The sequence below is a fragment of the Comamonas granuli NBRC 101663 genome, from assembly GCF_000739995.1.
Classification (GTDB): Bacteria; Pseudomonadota; Gammaproteobacteria; order Burkholderiales; family Burkholderiaceae_C; genus Simplicispira; species Simplicispira granuli.
Window position 1 is genome coordinate 142345 of the sequence record NZ_BBJX01000008.1, and the last position, 17039, is coordinate 159383.

Annotated in this window: 10 protein-coding genes; 6 read left to right on the top strand and 4 right to left on the bottom strand. The window is 71.4% G+C overall.

Annotated elements, in window-relative coordinates; genetic code table 11:
- Nucleotides 1-146 precede the first annotated feature (146 nt).
- Nucleotides 147-1382 carry a urate hydroxylase PuuD gene (locus tag CGR01S_RS10205; RefSeq protein ID WP_042426189.1) on the top strand — a complete coding sequence of 412 codons (1236 nt, stop codon included), beginning with the start codon at nucleotides 147-149 and terminating at the stop codon, nucleotides 1380-1382.
- A gap of 19 nt (nucleotides 1383-1401) precedes the next feature.
- On the opposite strand, the gene CGR01S_RS10210 is transcribed toward CGR01S_RS10205, so the two are convergent.
- Entirely contained in the window at nucleotides 1402-2034 is a 633-nt protein-coding gene (locus tag CGR01S_RS10210; protein WP_042426192.1) for a TetR family transcriptional regulator, read from the bottom strand.
- Nucleotides 2035-2196: 162 nt separating this feature from the next.
- On the opposite strand from CGR01S_RS10210, the gene CGR01S_RS10215 reads away from it, so the two are divergent.
- The 3 genes from CGR01S_RS10215 to CGR01S_RS10225 are packed head-to-tail and all read left to right on the top strand — an operon-like array spanning nucleotide 2197 to nucleotide 8095.
- A complete protein-coding gene (locus CGR01S_RS10215) occupies nucleotides 2197-3507 on the top strand; it encodes an efflux RND transporter periplasmic adaptor subunit (protein ID WP_042426195.1) in 1311 nt (436 codons plus the stop codon).
- Nucleotides 3508-3519: 12 nt separating this feature from the next.
- Complete coding sequence (locus CGR01S_RS10220; protein WP_042426198.1) at nucleotides 3520-6678, top strand: efflux RND transporter permease subunit; 3159 nt, start codon at nucleotides 3520-3522, stop codon at nucleotides 6676-6678.
- The gene (locus CGR01S_RS10225) at nucleotides 6671-8095 is read left to right on the top strand and encodes an efflux transporter outer membrane subunit (RefSeq protein ID WP_042426201.1); all 1425 of its coding nucleotides are present in this window, start codon (nucleotides 6671-6673) and stop codon (nucleotides 8093-8095) included. The genes CGR01S_RS10220 and CGR01S_RS10225 overlap by 8 nt, the downstream gene beginning before the upstream one ends.
- Nucleotides 8096-8102: 7 nt before the next feature.
- Here the strand turns inward: CGR01S_RS10225 and CGR01S_RS10230 are convergent, their stop codons facing one another.
- A complete protein-coding gene (locus tag CGR01S_RS10230; RefSeq protein ID WP_042426204.1) occupies nucleotides 8103-9971 on the bottom strand; it encodes a GGDEF domain-containing protein in 1869 nt (622 codons plus the stop codon).
- Nucleotides 9972-10239: 268 nt separating this feature from the next.
- On the opposite strand from CGR01S_RS10230, the gene CGR01S_RS10235 reads away from it, so the two are divergent.
- Both CGR01S_RS10235 and CGR01S_RS10240 read left to right on the top strand, forming a co-directional pair.
- Entirely contained in the window at nucleotides 10240-10863 is a 624-nt protein-coding gene (locus CGR01S_RS10235; RefSeq protein ID WP_042426207.1) for a Crp/Fnr family transcriptional regulator, read from the top strand.
- A gap of 168 nt (nucleotides 10864-11031) precedes the next feature.
- Nucleotides 11032-13152: a sensor domain-containing diguanylate cyclase gene (locus CGR01S_RS10240; protein ID WP_245616786.1), complete on the top strand. Its 2121-nt coding sequence runs from the start codon at nucleotides 11032-11034 to the stop codon at nucleotides 13150-13152.
- 1 nt (nucleotide 13153) lies between these two features.
- Here the strand turns inward: CGR01S_RS10240 and xdhB are convergent, their stop codons facing one another.
- Together xdhB and xdhA are read right to left on the bottom strand one after the other, a co-directional pair.
- Complete coding sequence (xdhB, locus tag CGR01S_RS10245) at nucleotides 13154-15463, bottom strand: xanthine dehydrogenase molybdopterin binding subunit (protein WP_042426215.1); 2310 nt, start codon at nucleotides 15461-15463, stop codon at nucleotides 13154-13156.
- Nucleotides 15460-16944, bottom strand: a complete 1485-nt coding sequence (gene xdhA, locus CGR01S_RS10250) for a xanthine dehydrogenase small subunit (RefSeq protein WP_042426219.1) — start codon at nucleotides 16942-16944, stop codon at nucleotides 15460-15462. Before xdhA ends, xdhB begins: the two co-directional genes overlap by 4 nt.
- Nucleotides 16945-17039: the final 95 nt, after the last annotated feature.

The window sequence follows — 17039 nt, forward strand, 5'->3', positions numbered from 1 at the left end:
GGCGCACAAAAACTGTATACACTTTACCCTCCGGTCGCAGCGGCGCACAGGCATGCAATGCCCCACAAGCGCGGCCCTTGTCCTGCTCAGAGCGCCCGCAGTGGTGAGCAGCCAATGTCCTGCTGTGTCCCCAGGGTTGAAAAATCATGGAAAGCTACCTTCTCGACTGGTCCAACCTGCTGCTGCGCTGGCTGCACGTCATCACGGCGATCGCCTGGATCGGATCCTCCTTTTACTTCGTCTTCCTCGACAGCAGCCTCACCCCGCCCGAGGACGAGGACCTGAAACGCCAGGGTGTGAACGGCGAGCTCTGGGCCGTGCACGGCGGGGGCTTCTACCACCCGGTCAAGTTCAACGTCTCGCCGCCCAAGCTGCCGGGACACCTGCACTGGTTCTACTGGGAGAGCTACAGCACCTGGCTCAGCGGCTTTTCGCTGTTCACCGTGTCCTACCTCTGGAGCGCCAGCACCTACCTGATCGACAAGTCCAAGATGGACTGGGCCCCGGCCATCGCCATTGCGGCGGCGCTGGGCTTCCTGGTGGTGTTCTGGCTGCTGTACGACGCCGTCTGCCGCGTCTTCGGCCAGCGCAAGAACGGTGACGCCATCGTCGGCGCGCTGGTCTTCGTGCTGGTGTGCCTGGCCTCGTGGCTGGCCTGCCACTGGTTTGCCGGGCGCGCGGCCTTTCTGCTCGTGGGCGCCATGATGGCCACGGCCATGAGCGCCAATGTGTTCTTCTGGATCATCCCGGGCCAGCGCACCGTGGTCGCGCAGATCAAGGCCGGCCAGCCCGTGGACCCCATCCACGGCAAGCGCGGCAAGCAGCGCAGCGTGCACAACACCTACTTCACGCTGCCGGTGCTGTTCGCCATGCTCAGCGGGCACTACAGCTTCACCTGGAGCCACCCGCAGAACTGGCTGGTGCTCATTCTCATGATGTTCGCCGGCGCGGCCATCCGGCAGTTCTTCGTCATGCGCCATGGCTACAAGCTGGGCCGCAATGCCCACCCCTGGCCCTACGCGCTGGCCGGCGTGCTGGTGCTCGTGGGCACCATCGCCTGGCTGCGGCCCGCGCCGGTGCAGGCTTCTACCGCTCCTGTTTCAGGAGCTGCTGGCGCAGCATCGGCGGGCGCTGGAGCCGGTTTTGACTATCAAACCGTGGCGGCCGTGCTGCAGCAGCGCTGCGTGCAATGCCATGGCGCCGAGGTGCAGATGAAGAACGTGCGCCTGGACAGCGCTGCGCAGGTCGGCCCGCGCGCGCAGCTCATCTACCAGCAGGTGGTGCAGCAAAAGCTCATGCCCATGAACAACGCCACGCAGATGACCGAGGACGAGCGCGCCCTCATCGCGCGCTGGTACCAGGCGGGCGCGCCCGTGCAGTGACGGCGCTTCGCGCCGCCGCTCAGCCCGGCGGTGGTGGCGCCGCAATGCCCAGCCCGCGCAGATAGGTGGCAATGGTGCTGCGCCCGGCCTGCACCAGGTCGAAGGCGCCGGGGTCGAGCAGCCAGCTGTGCAGCAGGCCCTCGATGAGCACCTGCAGGCCCAGCGCCGCCACCTCGGGCGGCACCTGCGCCGGGCAGGCGCTGGCGGCGAACGCACGCTCCAGCGCCGCGCGGTTGTGCGCCAGCCACTGGCGGTGCACCTGCAGGTGGCGGGCCTGCACGGCGCCCAGCTCCTCCACATATTCGATGCGGTAGGTGGCAATGCGCAGCACGCGGCACAGCGCCGCGTCCGTGGCGATGCGCTGCAGCACCTGCACCATGCTCTCCACATAGGGGCCCATGCCCGGCTGCGCCAGCGCCTCCGGGGTGCGCGCCAGCGCATCGAGCGAGGCCGTGGTGCGCTCCATCATGGCGTTGAACAGGTCGGCCTTGTCCTTGAAGTGCCAGTACACGGCCCCGCGCGTGGCGCCTGCGGTCTGGGCGATGTCCTGCAGCGAGGTGCGCGACACCCCTTTTTCGTCGAACAGGCGCTCGGCCGCATCGAGCAGCGCGTTGCGGGTTGCCTGAGCGTCGGTTTTGGTGCGGCGGGCCATGGTCGGATTCTCCCCTGGGATTTCCCTTACTATACATACATTCGCGAATGTATGTACACTCGCGTTTTCCTTTTTCCAGCTTCACACGCGCTTGGCCGAATAAAACTAGACTCGTGTGCTTTCGTGCCCGCTTGCTGCCGGGCGCCCCTCCGAAGGACTCCCATGCCCCAGTGCATTGCCCCTCTCCAGGCCGTTTCTGCGCCCGTGCGCGCGCCCCATGCCCCTGTACGCCAGCGCCAGGCGCGGGCCTGGCTCGTCCCTCTGGGCGCTGCCTTGCTGCTGGCCGCCTGCGGCAAGACCGAGGCGCCCGCCGGCCCCCCCGGCGGCGGCATGCCCCCGCCCGAGGTGGGCGTGGTCACGGTGCAGCCGGGCGCGGTGGGCCTGTTGACCGAGCTGCCCGGCCGCCTGGAGGCCTCGCGCGTGGCCCAGGTGCGCGCGCGTGCCGCGGGCATTCTGCAGCAGCGCCTGTTCCAGGAGGGCAGCGACGTCAAGGCCGGGCAGGTGCTGTTCCGCATCGACGCCGCGCCCTACCAGGCGGCCCTGCAAAGCGCCGAGGCGGCGCTGGCCAAGGGCCAGGCGAATCTGGCCCAGGCCAGCGCGCTGGCCGAGCGCTACCAGCCCCTGGCGGCAGCCCAGGCCGTCAGCCAGCAGGACTACGCCAACGCCGTGGCCGCCCAGAAGCTGGCCGAGGCCGAGGTCGCCGCGGGCAAGGCGGCCGTGGCCACGGCGCGCATCAACCTGGGCTACGCCAGCGTCACCGCGCCGATCGCTGGGCGCATCGGCCGCGCGCTGGTCACCGAGGGCGCACTGGTGGGCCAGGGCGAGGCCACGCCGCTGGCCGTGGTGCAGCAGATCCATCCGCTGTACGTGAACTTCACGCAGTCCGCAGCCGAGGTGCTGCAACTGCGCCGCGCCATGGACGCCGGCCGTTTCAAGCGCGCCGCCGGCAGCGATGCGGCCAGCGTGCGCGTGCTGCTCGAGGACGGCAGCGAATACCCGCTGGCGGGCAAGCTGCTGTTCTCCGACCTCACGGTGGACGCGGGCACGGGCCAGATCACGCTGCGCGCCCAGGTGCCCAACCCCGACGGTCGCCTGCTGCCTGGCCTGTACGTGCGCGTGCGCCTGGAGCAGGCCCAGGCGGACAACGCCGTGCTGCTGCCGCAGCAGGCGGTCACGCGCTCGGCGCAGGGCGACACCGTGCTGGTCATCGGCACGGACGGCAAACCCGCGCCGCGCTCGGTGAAGATCGGCGGGCAGCAGGGCGGCCAGTGGGTCGTGCTGGACGGCCTGCAGGCGGGCGAGCAGGTCGTCGTCGACGGCTTCCAGAAGCTGCGCGGCAACCCCGTGGTCAAGCCCGTGCCCTGGCAGGCACCGGCCCAGCCGGCCGCAGGCCGGGCGCCGGCAGCCGGCGCCCCAGCGTCTTCCGCGTCCTCCGCCCCGGCGGCCGCAGCCGCGGCCAGCGCCGCCCGCTAAGGAGCGCACAGCATGGCGAAGTTCTTCATCGACCGGCCCATTTTTGCGTGGGTGATTGCCTTGTTCATCATGGTGCTGGGGGCGGTGTCCATCACCCAGTTGCCCATCGCCCAGTACCCGCCGGTGGCGCCACCGGCCATCATCGTGTCGGCCGTGTACCCCGGCGCCTCGGCGCAGACGCTGGAGGACAGCGTGCTGTCCGTCATCGAGCGCGAGATGAACGGCTCGCCCGGCCTCATCTACATGGAGTCGGTGGCCCAGGCCAACGGCACGGGCAACATCACGCTGAGCTTCCAGCCCGGCACCAATGCCGACCTGGCGCAGGTGGACGTGCAGAACCGTCTCTCGCGCGCCACGCCGCGCCTGCCCGCCGTGGTCACGCAGCAGGGTGTGCGCGTGGACAAGTCGCGCAGCAACTTCCTGCTGTTCTCCATCCTCTCGTCGGACGACCCGGCCTGGGACCCGGTGGCCCTGGGCGACTACGCCTCGCGCAACATCGTGCCCGAGCTGCAGCGCCTGCCGGGCATCGGCCAGGCGCAATTGTTTGGCACCGAGCGCGCCATGCGCATCTGGATCGACCCGGCCCGGCTGCAGGGCCTGAACCTGAGCGCGGCCGATGTGAACGCGGCCATCCGCGCGCAGAACGCCCAGGTCTCGGCCGGCGAGATCGGCAGCCTGCCGAACGTCGCAGGGCAGGGCATCGCGGCGACCGTGGTCGTCGACGGCCAGCTCATGGACGAGGAGCAGTTCGGCCGCATCGTCCTGCGCGCCAACCCCGACGGCTCGACCGTGCGCCTCAAGGACGTGGCGCGCATCGAGCTCGGCGGCCAGGCCTACGCCACTTCGGCGCGGCTCAACGGCAAGCCCTCGGTGGGCATGGGCGTGCAGCTCTCGCCCACGGGCAACGCGCTGGCCGCGGCCAAGGCCGTGCGCGCCAAGATGACGGAGCTCGAACGCTACTTCCCGCAGGGCATGAAGTGGGCCATCCCCTACGACAGCTCGCGCTTCGTGGACATCTCCATCTCCCAGGTCGCCGAGACCCTGGTCGAGGCCGTGGTGCTGGTGTTCCTGGTGATGTTCCTGTTCCTGCAGAACCTGCGCTACACCATCATCCCCACCATCGTCGTGCCGGTCGCGTTGCTGGGCACCTTTGCCACGCTGATGGCGCTGGGCTTTTCCATCAACGTGCTGACCATGTTCGGCATGGTGCTGGTGATCGGCATCGTGGTGGACGACGCCATCGTCGTGGTGGAGAACGTCGAGCGCATCATGAGCGAGGAAGGCCTGCCGCCGCTGCAGGCCACGCGCAAGGCCATGGGCCAGATCTCGGGCGCCATCGTCGGCGTGACGGTGGTGCTGATCTCGGTGTTCGTGCCGCTGGCCTTCTTCGCCGGTTCGGTGGGCAATATCTACCGCCAGTTCGCGGCGGTGATGGTGGCCTCGATCGCCTTCTCGGCCTTCCTGGCGCTGTCGCTCACGCCCGCGCTGTGCGCCACACTGCTCAAGCCCGTGCAGGCGGGGCACCACCACGCCAAGCGCGGCTTCTTCGGCGCCTTCAACCGGGGCTTTGCACGCACCGCCAAGGGCTACGAGGGGCTGGTGGCGCGCATCCTGCGCCGCGCGCCGCGCACCCTGGTGCTGTACGCGGCCATCATCGCCGCCGCGGCCGTGGTCTACCTGCGTCTGCCTTCGTCCTTCCTGCCCAACGAGGACCAGGGCACCATGCTGGTGAACGTGCAACTGCCCCCGGGCGCCACGCAGGAGCGCACGCGCGCCGTGATGGAGCAGGTCGAGGCCTACATGCTCAAGCAGCCCGAGGTGCAGAGCCTGGTCAGCGTGCTGGGCTTTTCCTTCTCGGGCCAGGGGCAGAATGCCGCGCTGGCCTTCGTCACGCTCACCGACTGGGCCCAGCGCTCGGCCCCCGGCAGCAGCGCCGATGCGGTGGCCGGGCGGGCCTTCGGCGCGCTCTCGGGCATCCGCGATGCCTTCATCTTCCCGCTGAACCCGCCGCCCATCCCCGAGCTGGGTGCGGCCTCGGGCTTTGCCTTTCGCCTGCAGGACCGTGCAGGCCTGGGGCACGAGGCCCTGCTCGCCGCGCGCAACCAGTTGCTCGGCATGGCCATGCAGAGCAAGGTGCTGACGCAGGTGCGCCCCGACGGCCTGGAGGACGCACCGCAACTGCAGCTCGACATCGACCGCGACAAGGCCAGCGCCCTGGGCGTGGGCTTCGACGCCATCAACGCCACCATCGCCACGGCGCTGGGCTCGAGCTACATCAACGACTTCCCCAACGCCGGGCGCCTGCAGCGCGTGGTGGTCCAGGCCGACGCGCCCGCGCGCATGCAGCCCGAGGACCTGCTGCGCCTGACGGTGCCCAACAGCCAGGGCCGGCTGGTCCCGCTGTCGGCCTTCGCCAGCACGCGCTGGGTCATGGGGGCGATGCAGACGGTGCGCTACAACGGCTACCCGTCCATGCGCATCAGCGGCGCGGCCGCGCCGGGGCAGAGCACGGGCGCGGCCATGGCCGAGATGGAGCGGCTCGCGGCCCAGCTCCCGCCGGGCTTCGGCTTCGAATGGACGGGCCAGTCGCGCGAGGAAAAGCTCGCGGGCTCGCAGGCCATGATCGTCTACGCCTTCTCCATCCTCGCGGTGTTCCTGTGCCTGGCGGCGCTCTATGAGAGCTGGTCCATCCCCTTCGCCGTGATCCTGGTGGTGCCCCTGGGCGTGCTGGGCGTGCTGCTGGCCACGCTCTTGCGCGGCTACGCCAACGACGTGTATTTCCAGGTGGGCCTGGTGACCATCATCGGCCTGTCGGCCAAGAACGCCATCCTGATCATCGAGTTCGCCAAGGACCTGCAGGCGCAGGGTAAGAGCGTGATCGAGTCGGCGCTCGCGGCGGCGCACCTGCGCTTTCGGCCCATCCTCATGACCTCGCTGGCCTTCATGCTGGGCGTGCTGCCGCTGGCCCTGGCCACGGGGGCAGGCGCGGCCAGCCAGCGCGCCATCGGCACGGGCGTGATCGGCGGCATGCTCACCGGCACCATGCTGGCGGTGTTCTTCGTGCCCGTGTTCTTCGTGCTCGTGCGTTCCTTCTTCAAGGGCAGCCGGCGCCAGCACGACTTCGACCTGCAGCACGCCCACCAGATCGGCGTGGAGGACTCTCATGCGTGATTCATTCTCCCTGCGCGCCTCCTGCATGGCGCGGCACACGGCCCTGGCCCTGGCGCTGCTGACGCTGGCGGGCTGCTCCTTCATTCCCGCCTACGAGCGCCCGGCCGCCCCCGTGCCGGCGCAATGGCCTGCCCAGGCCGCGGCGGCGCCCGAGGCCGGCCAGCCGCCCGGCGCTGCGCTGCCCTGGCAGGATTTCGTGCAGGACGAGCGCCTGCGCGCGCTGGTGGCCCAGGCGCTGGAGCACAACCGCGACCTGCGCGTGGCGGCCCTGGCCATAGAGCAGGCGCGCGCGCAGTACCAGATCCGCGGCGCCGACCGCGCCCCCACGGTGAACCTGGGCGCCACGGGCAGCCGCCAGACCACCTCGGGCGACAGCATCGGCAGCGCCTATACCGCGGGCCTGATGGTGGCGTCCTGGGAGATCGACTTCTTCGGCCGCCTCGCCAGGCTGCAGGAGGCGGCGCTGGCCCAGTACCTGGCCACTGCCGAGGCGCGCCGCGCCGTGCAGACCAGCCTGGTCGCCGCGGTGGCCAACGCCTGGCTGGGCCTGCAGAGCGACGAGGAGATGCTCGCCCTCACGCGCAGCACCCTGCAGTCGCGCGAGGCTTCGCTCAAGCTGGTGCAGATGCGCAACGCCCATGGCGTGGCCTCGGCGCTCGACGTGCGCCAGGCCGAGTCGCTGGTGGCGGCGGCGCAGGCTGCGCTGGCCCAGCAGGAGCGCCAGCGGGCCCTGGACCTCAATGCCCTGACCCTGCTGCTGGGCCAGACACCGGCCCCGGGGCTGCTGCCGGCCGGCGGTGCGCCGGACGCCGTGTTTGCCGAGCTGCCCGTGGGCCTGCCCTCGGACCTGCTCACCCACCGCGCCGACATCCGCCAGGCCGAGCAGAACCTGCTGGCGGCGAATGCCAACATCGGTGCGGCGCGTGCCGCGTTCTTCCCGCGCATCAGCCTCACGGCCAGCGCGGGCACGGCCAGCAAGGCACTGTCCGGCCTGTTCGCGGGCGGCTCCTGGGGTTGGTCGCTCGCGCCGCAGGCGCTGCTGCCCATTTTTGACGCCGGGCGCAACCAGGCCAACCTGGAGTCGGCCCAGGCCGGGCGCGCCATCGCCGTGGCGCAGTACGAAAAGGCCATACAGACGGCGTTCCGCGAGGTGGCCGACGCCCTGGCCGGCCGCGCCACGCTGGGCGAGCAGCTGCGCGCCCAGCAGGCCCAGGCCGTGGCCGAGGCCGAGCGCCTGCGCCTGGCCGACCTGCGCTACAGCACCGGGGTGGCCAGCTACCTCGACGTGCTCGATGCGCAGCGCTCGCTCTTTGCCGCGCAGCAGGCCCTGGCCCAGGTGCGCATGGCCCAGCGCCAGAACCAGGTGCTGCTCTACAAGGCCCTGGGCGGGGGCTGGGCGCTGCCGCCCGGGGAGTAGCGCGCGCTTAGCAGGCGAGGGCCGCCGCCTGCGGCGGGGCCGCGGCCGGGCCCGCGCAGGCGGGTTCGGCGGCTGCGGCGCCGTAAAGCACCGCAATGCCGCCCGGCGTGCGTTTGGCCTCGTGCTTGGCACGGGCGGCCAGGTTCGCGACCTCCTCGGCATGGCGGAACACGCCCGGCGGGATCGGTGCCAGGCCCAAGGAGAGGGTGACCAGCGGGAAAAAGCGCTGCACGCCATGGCGGTCCTCGGCATGGATGCCGCCGGCCTGGCGCGCCGTGGCGTCATACAGGGCGCGTGCCTCGCCGGCAAAGGCCTCCACGATATTGCGCGCGCGCCGCTGCCAGTCGTCGCTCTGGAACAGCACGAGGAAATCATCCCCGCCCACATGGCCCACGAAGTCGCGCTGCGCATCGCAGTGCGCGGTGATCAGGCGCGCGGCCAGGCGGATCATCTCGTCGCCGCGCCAGTAGCCGTAGTGGTCGTTGAAGGGCTTGAAATGGTTCAGGTCCGCGTAGCAGGCGACGAAGCGGCAGCCGCTTTCGAGCAGGCGGGCAATGTGCAGGCTGATGGGGATATTGCCCGGCAGGAAGGTGAGCGGATTGGCGTGCCGTGCGGCCTCGATGCGCGATTCGGTGACGGCGCGCACCAACTGGTCGCCGGTGCCCAGGCCCACATAGCGCCCGTTGTCGGTGACGATGAAGCCGTCGCTCAGGTAGCGCTGGTCCTGCGAAGTCAGGATGCCGATGAGCTGGTTGATGTCGCAGTCCATTTCCACGATGCGCGGCGCGTGGTTGGCCAGCATGGTGCAGGGCTTGCGCCCATACACCTCGCGGAAGTACAGCGTGGCATAGCGGTTGAGGAAGTCGTGGCGGTTGATCAGCGCCACCGGGCGGCTGTCCTGGGCCAGGCACAGCGCATGCAGCTCGCTGTGCTGCATGAAGATCTCGGCCACCTCGTCGTTGGTGGCCGAGGGCGCTGCGGTGGGCGCGCGTGTCATCTGCAGGCCGCGCAGAATGCCGGGCCGGATGGACTGCTGCAACTGCGGCAGCACGGCCACGCGCCGGCTGTGCAAGACCTCCAGCGCGGCGGGCTCCAGGTTGGCGCGCGGCTGCTCGGCGGGACGCCCGAGCAGCCAGCCCTGGCCGTAGGTGATGTCCATGTCGCGCACGGCGTGCAGGTCTTCGGCCGACTCGATGCCCTCGGCCACCAATTGGCAACTGAACACCTCGGCGATTTCCTTGATGGCGCGCAGCATCTGCAGGTTTTCCGGCTGTGCCGCGATGCCGGCGATGAAGTACTTGTCGATCTTCACGTAGGCGGGTTTCACCTCGGCCCAGAGCCGCAGGCTGGAGCGGCCATCGCCGAAGTCGTCCAGTGCCAGCCGTATACCGGCGCGACGCAGCTCGTCGCCCGCGTTGCGCAGCGCGGCCATGTCGCTGACGCGCTCGTGCTCGGTGATCTCGAACACCACCATGCGCGGCAGCAGGCTCAGCGCGTGCAGCGTCTGCAGCAGCAGGTTGGCGCCGCGGCTCACGTCCTGCACCAGCGCGTCGGCGCTGATGTTCACGAACAGGCGCCCCGGGCTGTCCGTCCGCGTCCATTGGTGCAGGGCCGTGAAGGCGCACAGGAGCTCGAAGTCGGTAAGCACGTGCTCGCGGCGCGCCAGGTCCAGCAGGGCATCGGGGCGGTGCAGCGCCGTGCCCGTGGGGCCCCGGATCAGGGCCTCGTGGGCAAAGATGCCGCCCGAGCGCAGGTCGCCCAGCGGCTGGAAGACACAGTACCACTGGTCATTGCGGACGATCTGTGCCAGCGGGCCGTCGCCCTGGTGCAGGGACGGCGAGAGCAGGGAGAGAACGTGGTGGCGCAAATCGTTCATGGGTTCGGCGTGGCGCTTTCGGGGGCCGTGGTCGGGCGGTCGGGGCGGCATCGCCGCTGGAAGGCTGGGTAACCAAGGGTAACCATAAGGCCGGGCCATGACAGGTGCGTGACAGGCGCGCAGTCCGGGGATACCCGGATGCCGGTGCCGTGTGCGGGCCTGGGCGTGTTGATGCAGCGCAAACGGCGCGCGCAGGAAAGGCTGGCGCGCGCGCCGTTTGATATGTGTCAATGCCTCGGACGGGCCTGCGCTGCAAAGTCGGTGCTCTATGTTGCCCAGCCTTGCCCCCGATCTGAGCACGGAATGCGAAACCGCCTCCGCGGGCCAGGTGCTGCGCGTGCGCCAGGAGCAGCTCAGCTCGGCGCTGTACCTGGTGAGCGGGCGCGTGCAACTGGGCATCTTCGAGGAAGGCCAGATGCGCCACCAGCTCGGCGTGGCCGAGGGTCCCTTCTGGCTCGACGCCTCGGCCGCCATGCTGGGCCTGCCCAGCGCCGTCGACATGGTGGCCGAAACCCGGGTGCAACTGCGCCGCCAGCCGCTCGAAGCCTTTCTGCGCGGCATCGAGTCCCTGCCGCGGCCCGTGCAGACCTTGCTGCATGACCTGGCCGCGGGCTACCGCCAGCAGACCGAGCTGGCCATCAGCCGCCTGGTGCAGGACGCCGAGGCGCGCTGTGCCCAGTGGCTGCTGCAGCACGCGCAGCACGACGACAGCGGCACGCTCAGCGTGATCCTCAACCAGCGCAAGCGGCTCATCGCCGCGCAACTGGGCATTGCGCCCGAGACTTTCTCGCGCGTGCTGCGCAGCCTGCGCGAGCACGGCCTGATCCTCGGCTCGGGCAACGTGCTCAAGCTGCCGCAGCCCAGCGCCCTGCAACTGCTCGCCGCAGGCTGAGCCGGATACCGGCAGATACCGCAGATACACCTGCACACGCGCGTCCCCTCGGCGGGCCGCGCGGGCTCAGGGTTTGTCCCTGTCCTGCGGTGAGGGTTCCACCCATGGCCCGGACCGTGGGGGCTGCGTATATTTTTCCCGATACCAGGCCCCACCACGATGCCCGCCGTGCCCATTGCACCCTTCCCCGCTGCCGGCCCGCCGGACCTGGCGCACGCGAGCGCCCGGCCCGCGGACGCCTGGCCCGAGCGCGCCCTGCCCGGACCGCTGGTCTGGCGCATGGTGCTCGCGGCGGTGCTCGCCCTGGGCCTGGCGGGGGCACTGGCGGGCTGGTGGCTGGCGCGCGCGGCGGTGCAGGAGGCGCTGCAGCGCCTGGAAGTCCAGCAGAACGACGAAGTCGAGATGTTTGCCCGGCTGCTCTCGGGCAAGATCGAGCAGAACCAGAAAATGCTGCGCTCGGTGGCTGACGGCATCACCCCCGACATGCTGGACCTGCCCGCCACGCTGGAGTGGCAACTGCAGCAGGGCCTGCCGGCGGCGCAGTTCTTCGACGCCCTGTTCGTGGTGCGCAGCGACGGCGCCCTGCGCGTGCACCAGCGCCAGGGGCGCTTCCAGCGCGCGGTGCCGCCCGAGCTGCCGGTGCGCGTGGCGCTGGAGCGCACGCTCACCGGTGGCCGGCCGCAGGTGGACGTGCTGCCCGGGGGCAGCGTGGACGATGCGCGCCTGCTGCTCACCATGCCCCTGCACCGCGACAACGGCGCGCTGCTGGGCGTGGTCGCGGGCATGCTGCGCCTGCAGTCGCCCGGGCTGCTGTCGGCCTCGCTGGCGCTGCCGCAGCGGCCCGACACGCGGTTGCTCGTGTTCGCGCGCGACGGCACCATCCTGGCGCACTCCAACCCGCAGCGCGTGCTCGGCCGGGTGCAGGACGAGCCCGGCCTGGCCGATGCCCTGGCCCGCTGGCCCACGGCCTCCAGCGACGGCCTGGCGGCCGGTGCCGGCACGACGCAGGTGCTGCCCGACGCCATGGTCAGCCTGGCCGGCATGCCCCTGGTGCAGTGGACGGTGGCGCGTGTGAGCGACACCCGCGCCCTGCTCTCGCCCCTGGAGGGCGGCCTGCGCAGCGCCTGGGGGCAGGTGGCCGTGGCGCTGGCGGGGCTGGCGCTGGGCCTGGCCGCCGTGCTGTTGTGGCTGGCCCAGCCCCTGGCGCGTCTGCGCCTGCAGGCGCAGCGCCTGCTCGAGGCCGGGCCGGATGCTGCTGCGCCACCCGTGCCCGGGCAGCGCAGCAGCGGCGAGGTGGGCGTGCTGGCGGGTGCCTTCGAGGGCCTGCTCGCGCGCCATGCGCGGCAGGAGGGCCAGGTGCGCACGCTGCGCGCGCAGTGGCGTGCGGCCCTGGAGCATGCGCCCCTGGGCCTGGCGGTCACGCGCGGCGGCGAAATCGACAGCGCGGGCCAGCACCTGTGCCAGACCCTGGGCTACGCACCGCACGACCTCGAAGGGCGGCCGGTGGAACTGCTCTACACCGCCCAGGTGCGGGACGGCATCGCGGCGCTCGAGCCGCTGCCCTGCAGGGGGCCGGTGCGCATCGATGAAGCGCTCAGCCTGCGCCGTAAGGACGGCAGCGCGGTCTGGCTGCAGGCCCAGGGCTGGCCGGTGCTGGAGGGCGAACCCGAGGCGGGCATGCTCTGGCTGCTGCAGGACATGACGCTCCAGCGCCTGGAGCGGCGCAGCCCTGCCTGGGGCGCCACGCACGATGCCCTGACCGGCCTGGAGAACCGCCAGGGCCTGGAGCAGCGCCTGGCCACCTGGCCGGCGGCGCTGCAGCCGCCGCAGGCCCGCGCACCGGGTGCACCGCCGCCTGCGGCCGCGCTGCTGTTCCTGGACCTGGACCATTTCACCGTCATCAACGACGCCGTGGGCCACGAGGCGGGCGACCAGATCCTGTGCCACGTGGCGCGCCTGCTGGCACGCCAGATGCAGGGCGCGGGCTGGGTGGCGCGCCTGGGCGGCGACGAGTTTGCCGTGCTGCTGCCCGACTGCTCCGAGGCCTACGCGGCCGCCGTGGCCGAGCGCCTGCGCAGCGCCGTGCAGGCGCTGGAACCCACGGTGCAGGGGCGCAGCTTCGCCCTGGGCGCCAGCCTGGGCCTGGTGGTGCTGGAGGACGGCAGCGCGGGCGCCGATGTCGGCGCCATCCTGCACGCGGCCGACATGGCCTGCTATGACGCCAAGCGTGCCGGGCGCAACTGCGTCCGGCGCCGGCCGGTGCAGCGCGCGGGCGCCCCGGCGCCCTGACTCACAGCGGACGCAGGGCGCGCAGCACGTTTTCCGCCGTGGCCGGGGCCGTGAGCTCCACGCCCGGGTGGTCTGCCGGCAGGCCTGCGGCGATGGCGTTGCGCAGGGCCTCGTAGACGCTGATGGCCAGCATGAACGGCGGCTCGCCCACGGCCTTGCTGCCGCCCACGTTGTCCTCGCGGTTGGCCTCGGGCCAGAGCTGCACCGTGAAATGCGCCGGAATGTCGCCCGTGGCCGGGATCTTGTAGGTGCTGGGCGCGTGCGTGGCGAGCTGGCCCTGCGCATTCCAGACGAGCTCCTCGGTGGTGAGCCAGCCCATGCCCTGCACGAAGCCGCCCTCGATCTGGCCGATGTCGATCGCCGGGTTGATGCTGTGGCCCACGTCGTGCAGGATGTCCACGGCCAGCACGCGGTTCTCGCCCGTGAGCGTGTCGATGACCACCTCGGTGCAGGCCGCGCCATAGGCGAAGTAGTAGAACGGCCGGCCCGTGAGCGTGGTCTTGTCGTAGTGGATCTTGGGCGTGCGGTAGAAGCCGTCGCTCCAGAGCTGTATGCGGTTGGCATAGGCCTCGGCGACCACGTCCTCGAAGCGGCGCGTGGTCTTGGGCGAGATCACCTGCCCGCCCGCGAAGCGGATCGCGCCCGCGCCGCAGCCGTCCAGCCCGCAGACGAAGGCGGCCAGGTTGTCGCGCACGTGGCGCGCGGCGTACTGCGCGGCGCGGCCGTTGAGGTCGGTGCCGCTGCTGGCCGCCGTGGCGCTGGCGTTGGGCACCTTACTGGTGTCGCTGGCCGTCACGCGCACCTGGGCCAAGGGCACGCCCAGCTCGTCGGCCACGATCTGCGCCACCTTGGTGTGCAGGCCCTGGCCCATCTCGGTGCCGCCGTGGTTCACCTGCACGCTGCCGTCGGTGTAGACATGCACCAGCGCGCCGGCCTGGTTGAACAGCGTGGCCGTGAAGCTGATGCCGAACTTCACCGGCGTGATGGCGATACCGCGCTTGAGCACGGGGCTGCGCGCATTCCAGGCCGAAATGGCCTGCTGGCGCCGCCGGTACTGCGCTGACTGCTCCAGTTTCGGGAGCAGATCGTGCAGGATGTTGTCCTCCACCGGCATCTGGTAGTGCGTGACGTTGCGCTCCGTGCTGCCGTAGAGGTTGGCCAGGCGCACGTCCAGCGCGTCGCGCCCCAGGGCGCGCGCGATGTCGCCGACGATGGTCTCGATGGCGATCACCCCCTGCGGCCCGCCGAAGCCGCGGAAGGCCGTGTGGCTCTGCAGGTTGGTGCGGCAGCGGTGCGATTCGATCTCCACGTGCTCCAGGTAATAGGCGTTGTCGGCGTGGAACACGGCGCGGTCGCATACCGGGCCCGAGAGGTCGGCCGAGAAGCCGCAGTTGGCCGCCATGTGCAGCTTGAGGCCCAGGATGCGGCCGCTGTCGTCAAAGCCCACGTCCCAGCGGTAGGCGAAGGGGTGGCGCTTGCCGGTGATCACGAAGTCGTCGTCGCGGTCCAGGCGCAGCTTGACCGGGTGGCCGGTCTTGTGCGCGGCCAGCGCGGCCCACACGGCCAGGTGGCCGGCCTGCGTCTCCTTGCCGCCAAAGCCGCCGCCCATGCGCCGGCACTCCACGCGCACGGCGTGGCTGGCCAGCCCCAAGGCGTGCGCCACCCAGTGCTGCACCTCGCCCGGATGCTGGGTGCTGGAGTGGATGTGCCACTGCCCCTGCTCCAGCGGCAGGGCATAGGCGATCTGGCCCTCCAGGTAGAAATGCTCCTGCCCGCCCACCTCCAGCGTGCCCTGCAGGCGGTGCGGGGCGCGCGCCAGCGCCGCCTCGGGCGCGCCGCGGCGCACCGTCACGGGCGGCAGCACGCGGCTCTGCGCGGCCAGGGCCTGGGCAATGGTGAGGATGGCGGGCAGCGGCGTGATGCCGGGCTGCACGGCGCGCGCGGCGCGGCGCGCCTGCAGGGCGGTCTCGGCCACCACCAGGCCGATGACCTGGCCCACGTAGTGCACCGCGTCCTGGGCGAAGATGGGCTCGTCGCGCCCGAATGCGGCCAGCACCGGGTCGCCGGGAACGTCGGCGGCCAGCACCACGGCGCGCACGCCGGGCATGCGCAGGGCGGCGCTGCAGTCCACGCTGTCCAGGCGCCCGTGCGCCACGGGCGAGAGGATGGGCGCGGCGTGCAGCGTGCCCTTGAGCTCGGGCAGGTCGTCCACGTAGTGCGCGCTGCCCGCCACCTGCGCCTGGGCGCTTTCGTGGGCGTGCGGCTGACCCATGGCGCGCAGGCCGGAGAGGGTGCTGGGGGCGCGGTTCATGCCAGGGCCTCCAGGTCCAGGGTGGCGAGCGACGCATTGGCCGTGCCCTGGCTCTCCAGCCAGAAGCGCTGCAGCAGGCTGGCGAGCAGGGCGCTGCGGTACTGGCTGCTGGCGCGCATGTCCGACAGCGGGGTGAACTGCGCCTGCAGCGCCTCGGCGGCGCGCCGGGCGGCGGCCGCGCTCCAGGGCTGGCCCTGCAGGGCAGCCTCGGCCTGGCGCGCGCGCGCGGGCACGGCGGCCACGCCGCCCGCGCCGATGGAGGCGGCCTGCACCCGGCCGCCTTCCAGGTGCAGGTTCAGCACCAGGCAGACGGCGGAGATGTCGTCGTCCTGGCGCTTGGAGACCTTGTAGGCGCGCAGGAACTCCCCGGGCGCCGGGTGCGGCACGAGGATGTGCGCCAGCACCTCGTCGGGCGCCAGCACGTTCTGGCGGTAGCCGGTGTAGAGCTCTTCGAGCGGCAGCTCGCGCGTGCCGCGCGGGCTCGCCAGCACCACGCGGGCGCGCAGCGCGATGAGCAGTGGCATGGAGTCGCCGATCGGCGAGCCATTGGCCACGTTGCCGCCCAGCGTGCCGGCGTTGCGCACGGGCAGGCCGGCAAAGCGCGCGGCGAAGGTCTGCAACTGCGGGCGGCGCCGCACCAGCGCGGCAAAGGCGTCGTGCAGGCGCACGGCGGCGCCGATGGCGGTGTGCTCCGCGGTCTCTTCGATACGGCACAGCTCGGCCACGCGCGTCACGTCCAGCACCTGGGCGAACTGGCGGTGCTGCTTGGTCACCCACAGGCCCGCGTCGGTGCAGCCGGCCACGAGCTGGGCCTGGGGGTGCGCACTGCGCGCCGCCAGCAGTTCGGCCAGCGTGCCCGGGGCCATATAAGCCAAATCGGGCTCCGGCGCTTGACTGGATTGCGCCAGCAGCTCCATTTTTTGTAGCACTGCGGCTTCGTCCACCTGCCAGCGCGGCAGCGCGCCCATGTGCTGCGCGGCGTCCAGGATGGGGCGGTAGCCCGTGCAGCGGCACAGGTTGCCCGAGAGGTCCTGCACGGCGCGCTCGCGCTCCACGCCGCGGCCCTGGCAGACCTCGTTCTGGTACAGGGCGAACAGGCTCATCACGAAGCCCGGCGTGCAAAAGCCGCACTGCGAGCCGTGGTGCTGCACCAGCGCCTGCTGCACCGGGTGCAGGCTGCCGGCGGGGGCGTCCTGCGGGCGCAGCAGCGGGTCCTGCGCCAGGTCCTCGGCGGTCCACAGCGCCTTGCCGGCGATGGAGTGCGCCAGGCAGATGCAGGCGTTGATGGCGCGGATCTGCAGGCGGCCGTCCACGGCCTCGCCCACGGCCACGGTGCAGGCGCCGCAGTCGCCTTCGCCGCAGCCCTCCTTGGTGCCGGTGTGGCCCAGGTCCTCGCGCAGCACCTGCAGCAGGGTGCGGTCGGGTGGTACATTGGCCAGCGCTACGGTCTGGCCGCGTCGGATGAATTGCAGGGTGCCCATGGCGTGAGGTTACAGCGAAAGCCCAGGGTGTGCCGTGTGTGCGGCGGGGTGTGCCGTCGTCCCGGCAGGCTGCTGTAAGGGTAGGGTGCGGCGGC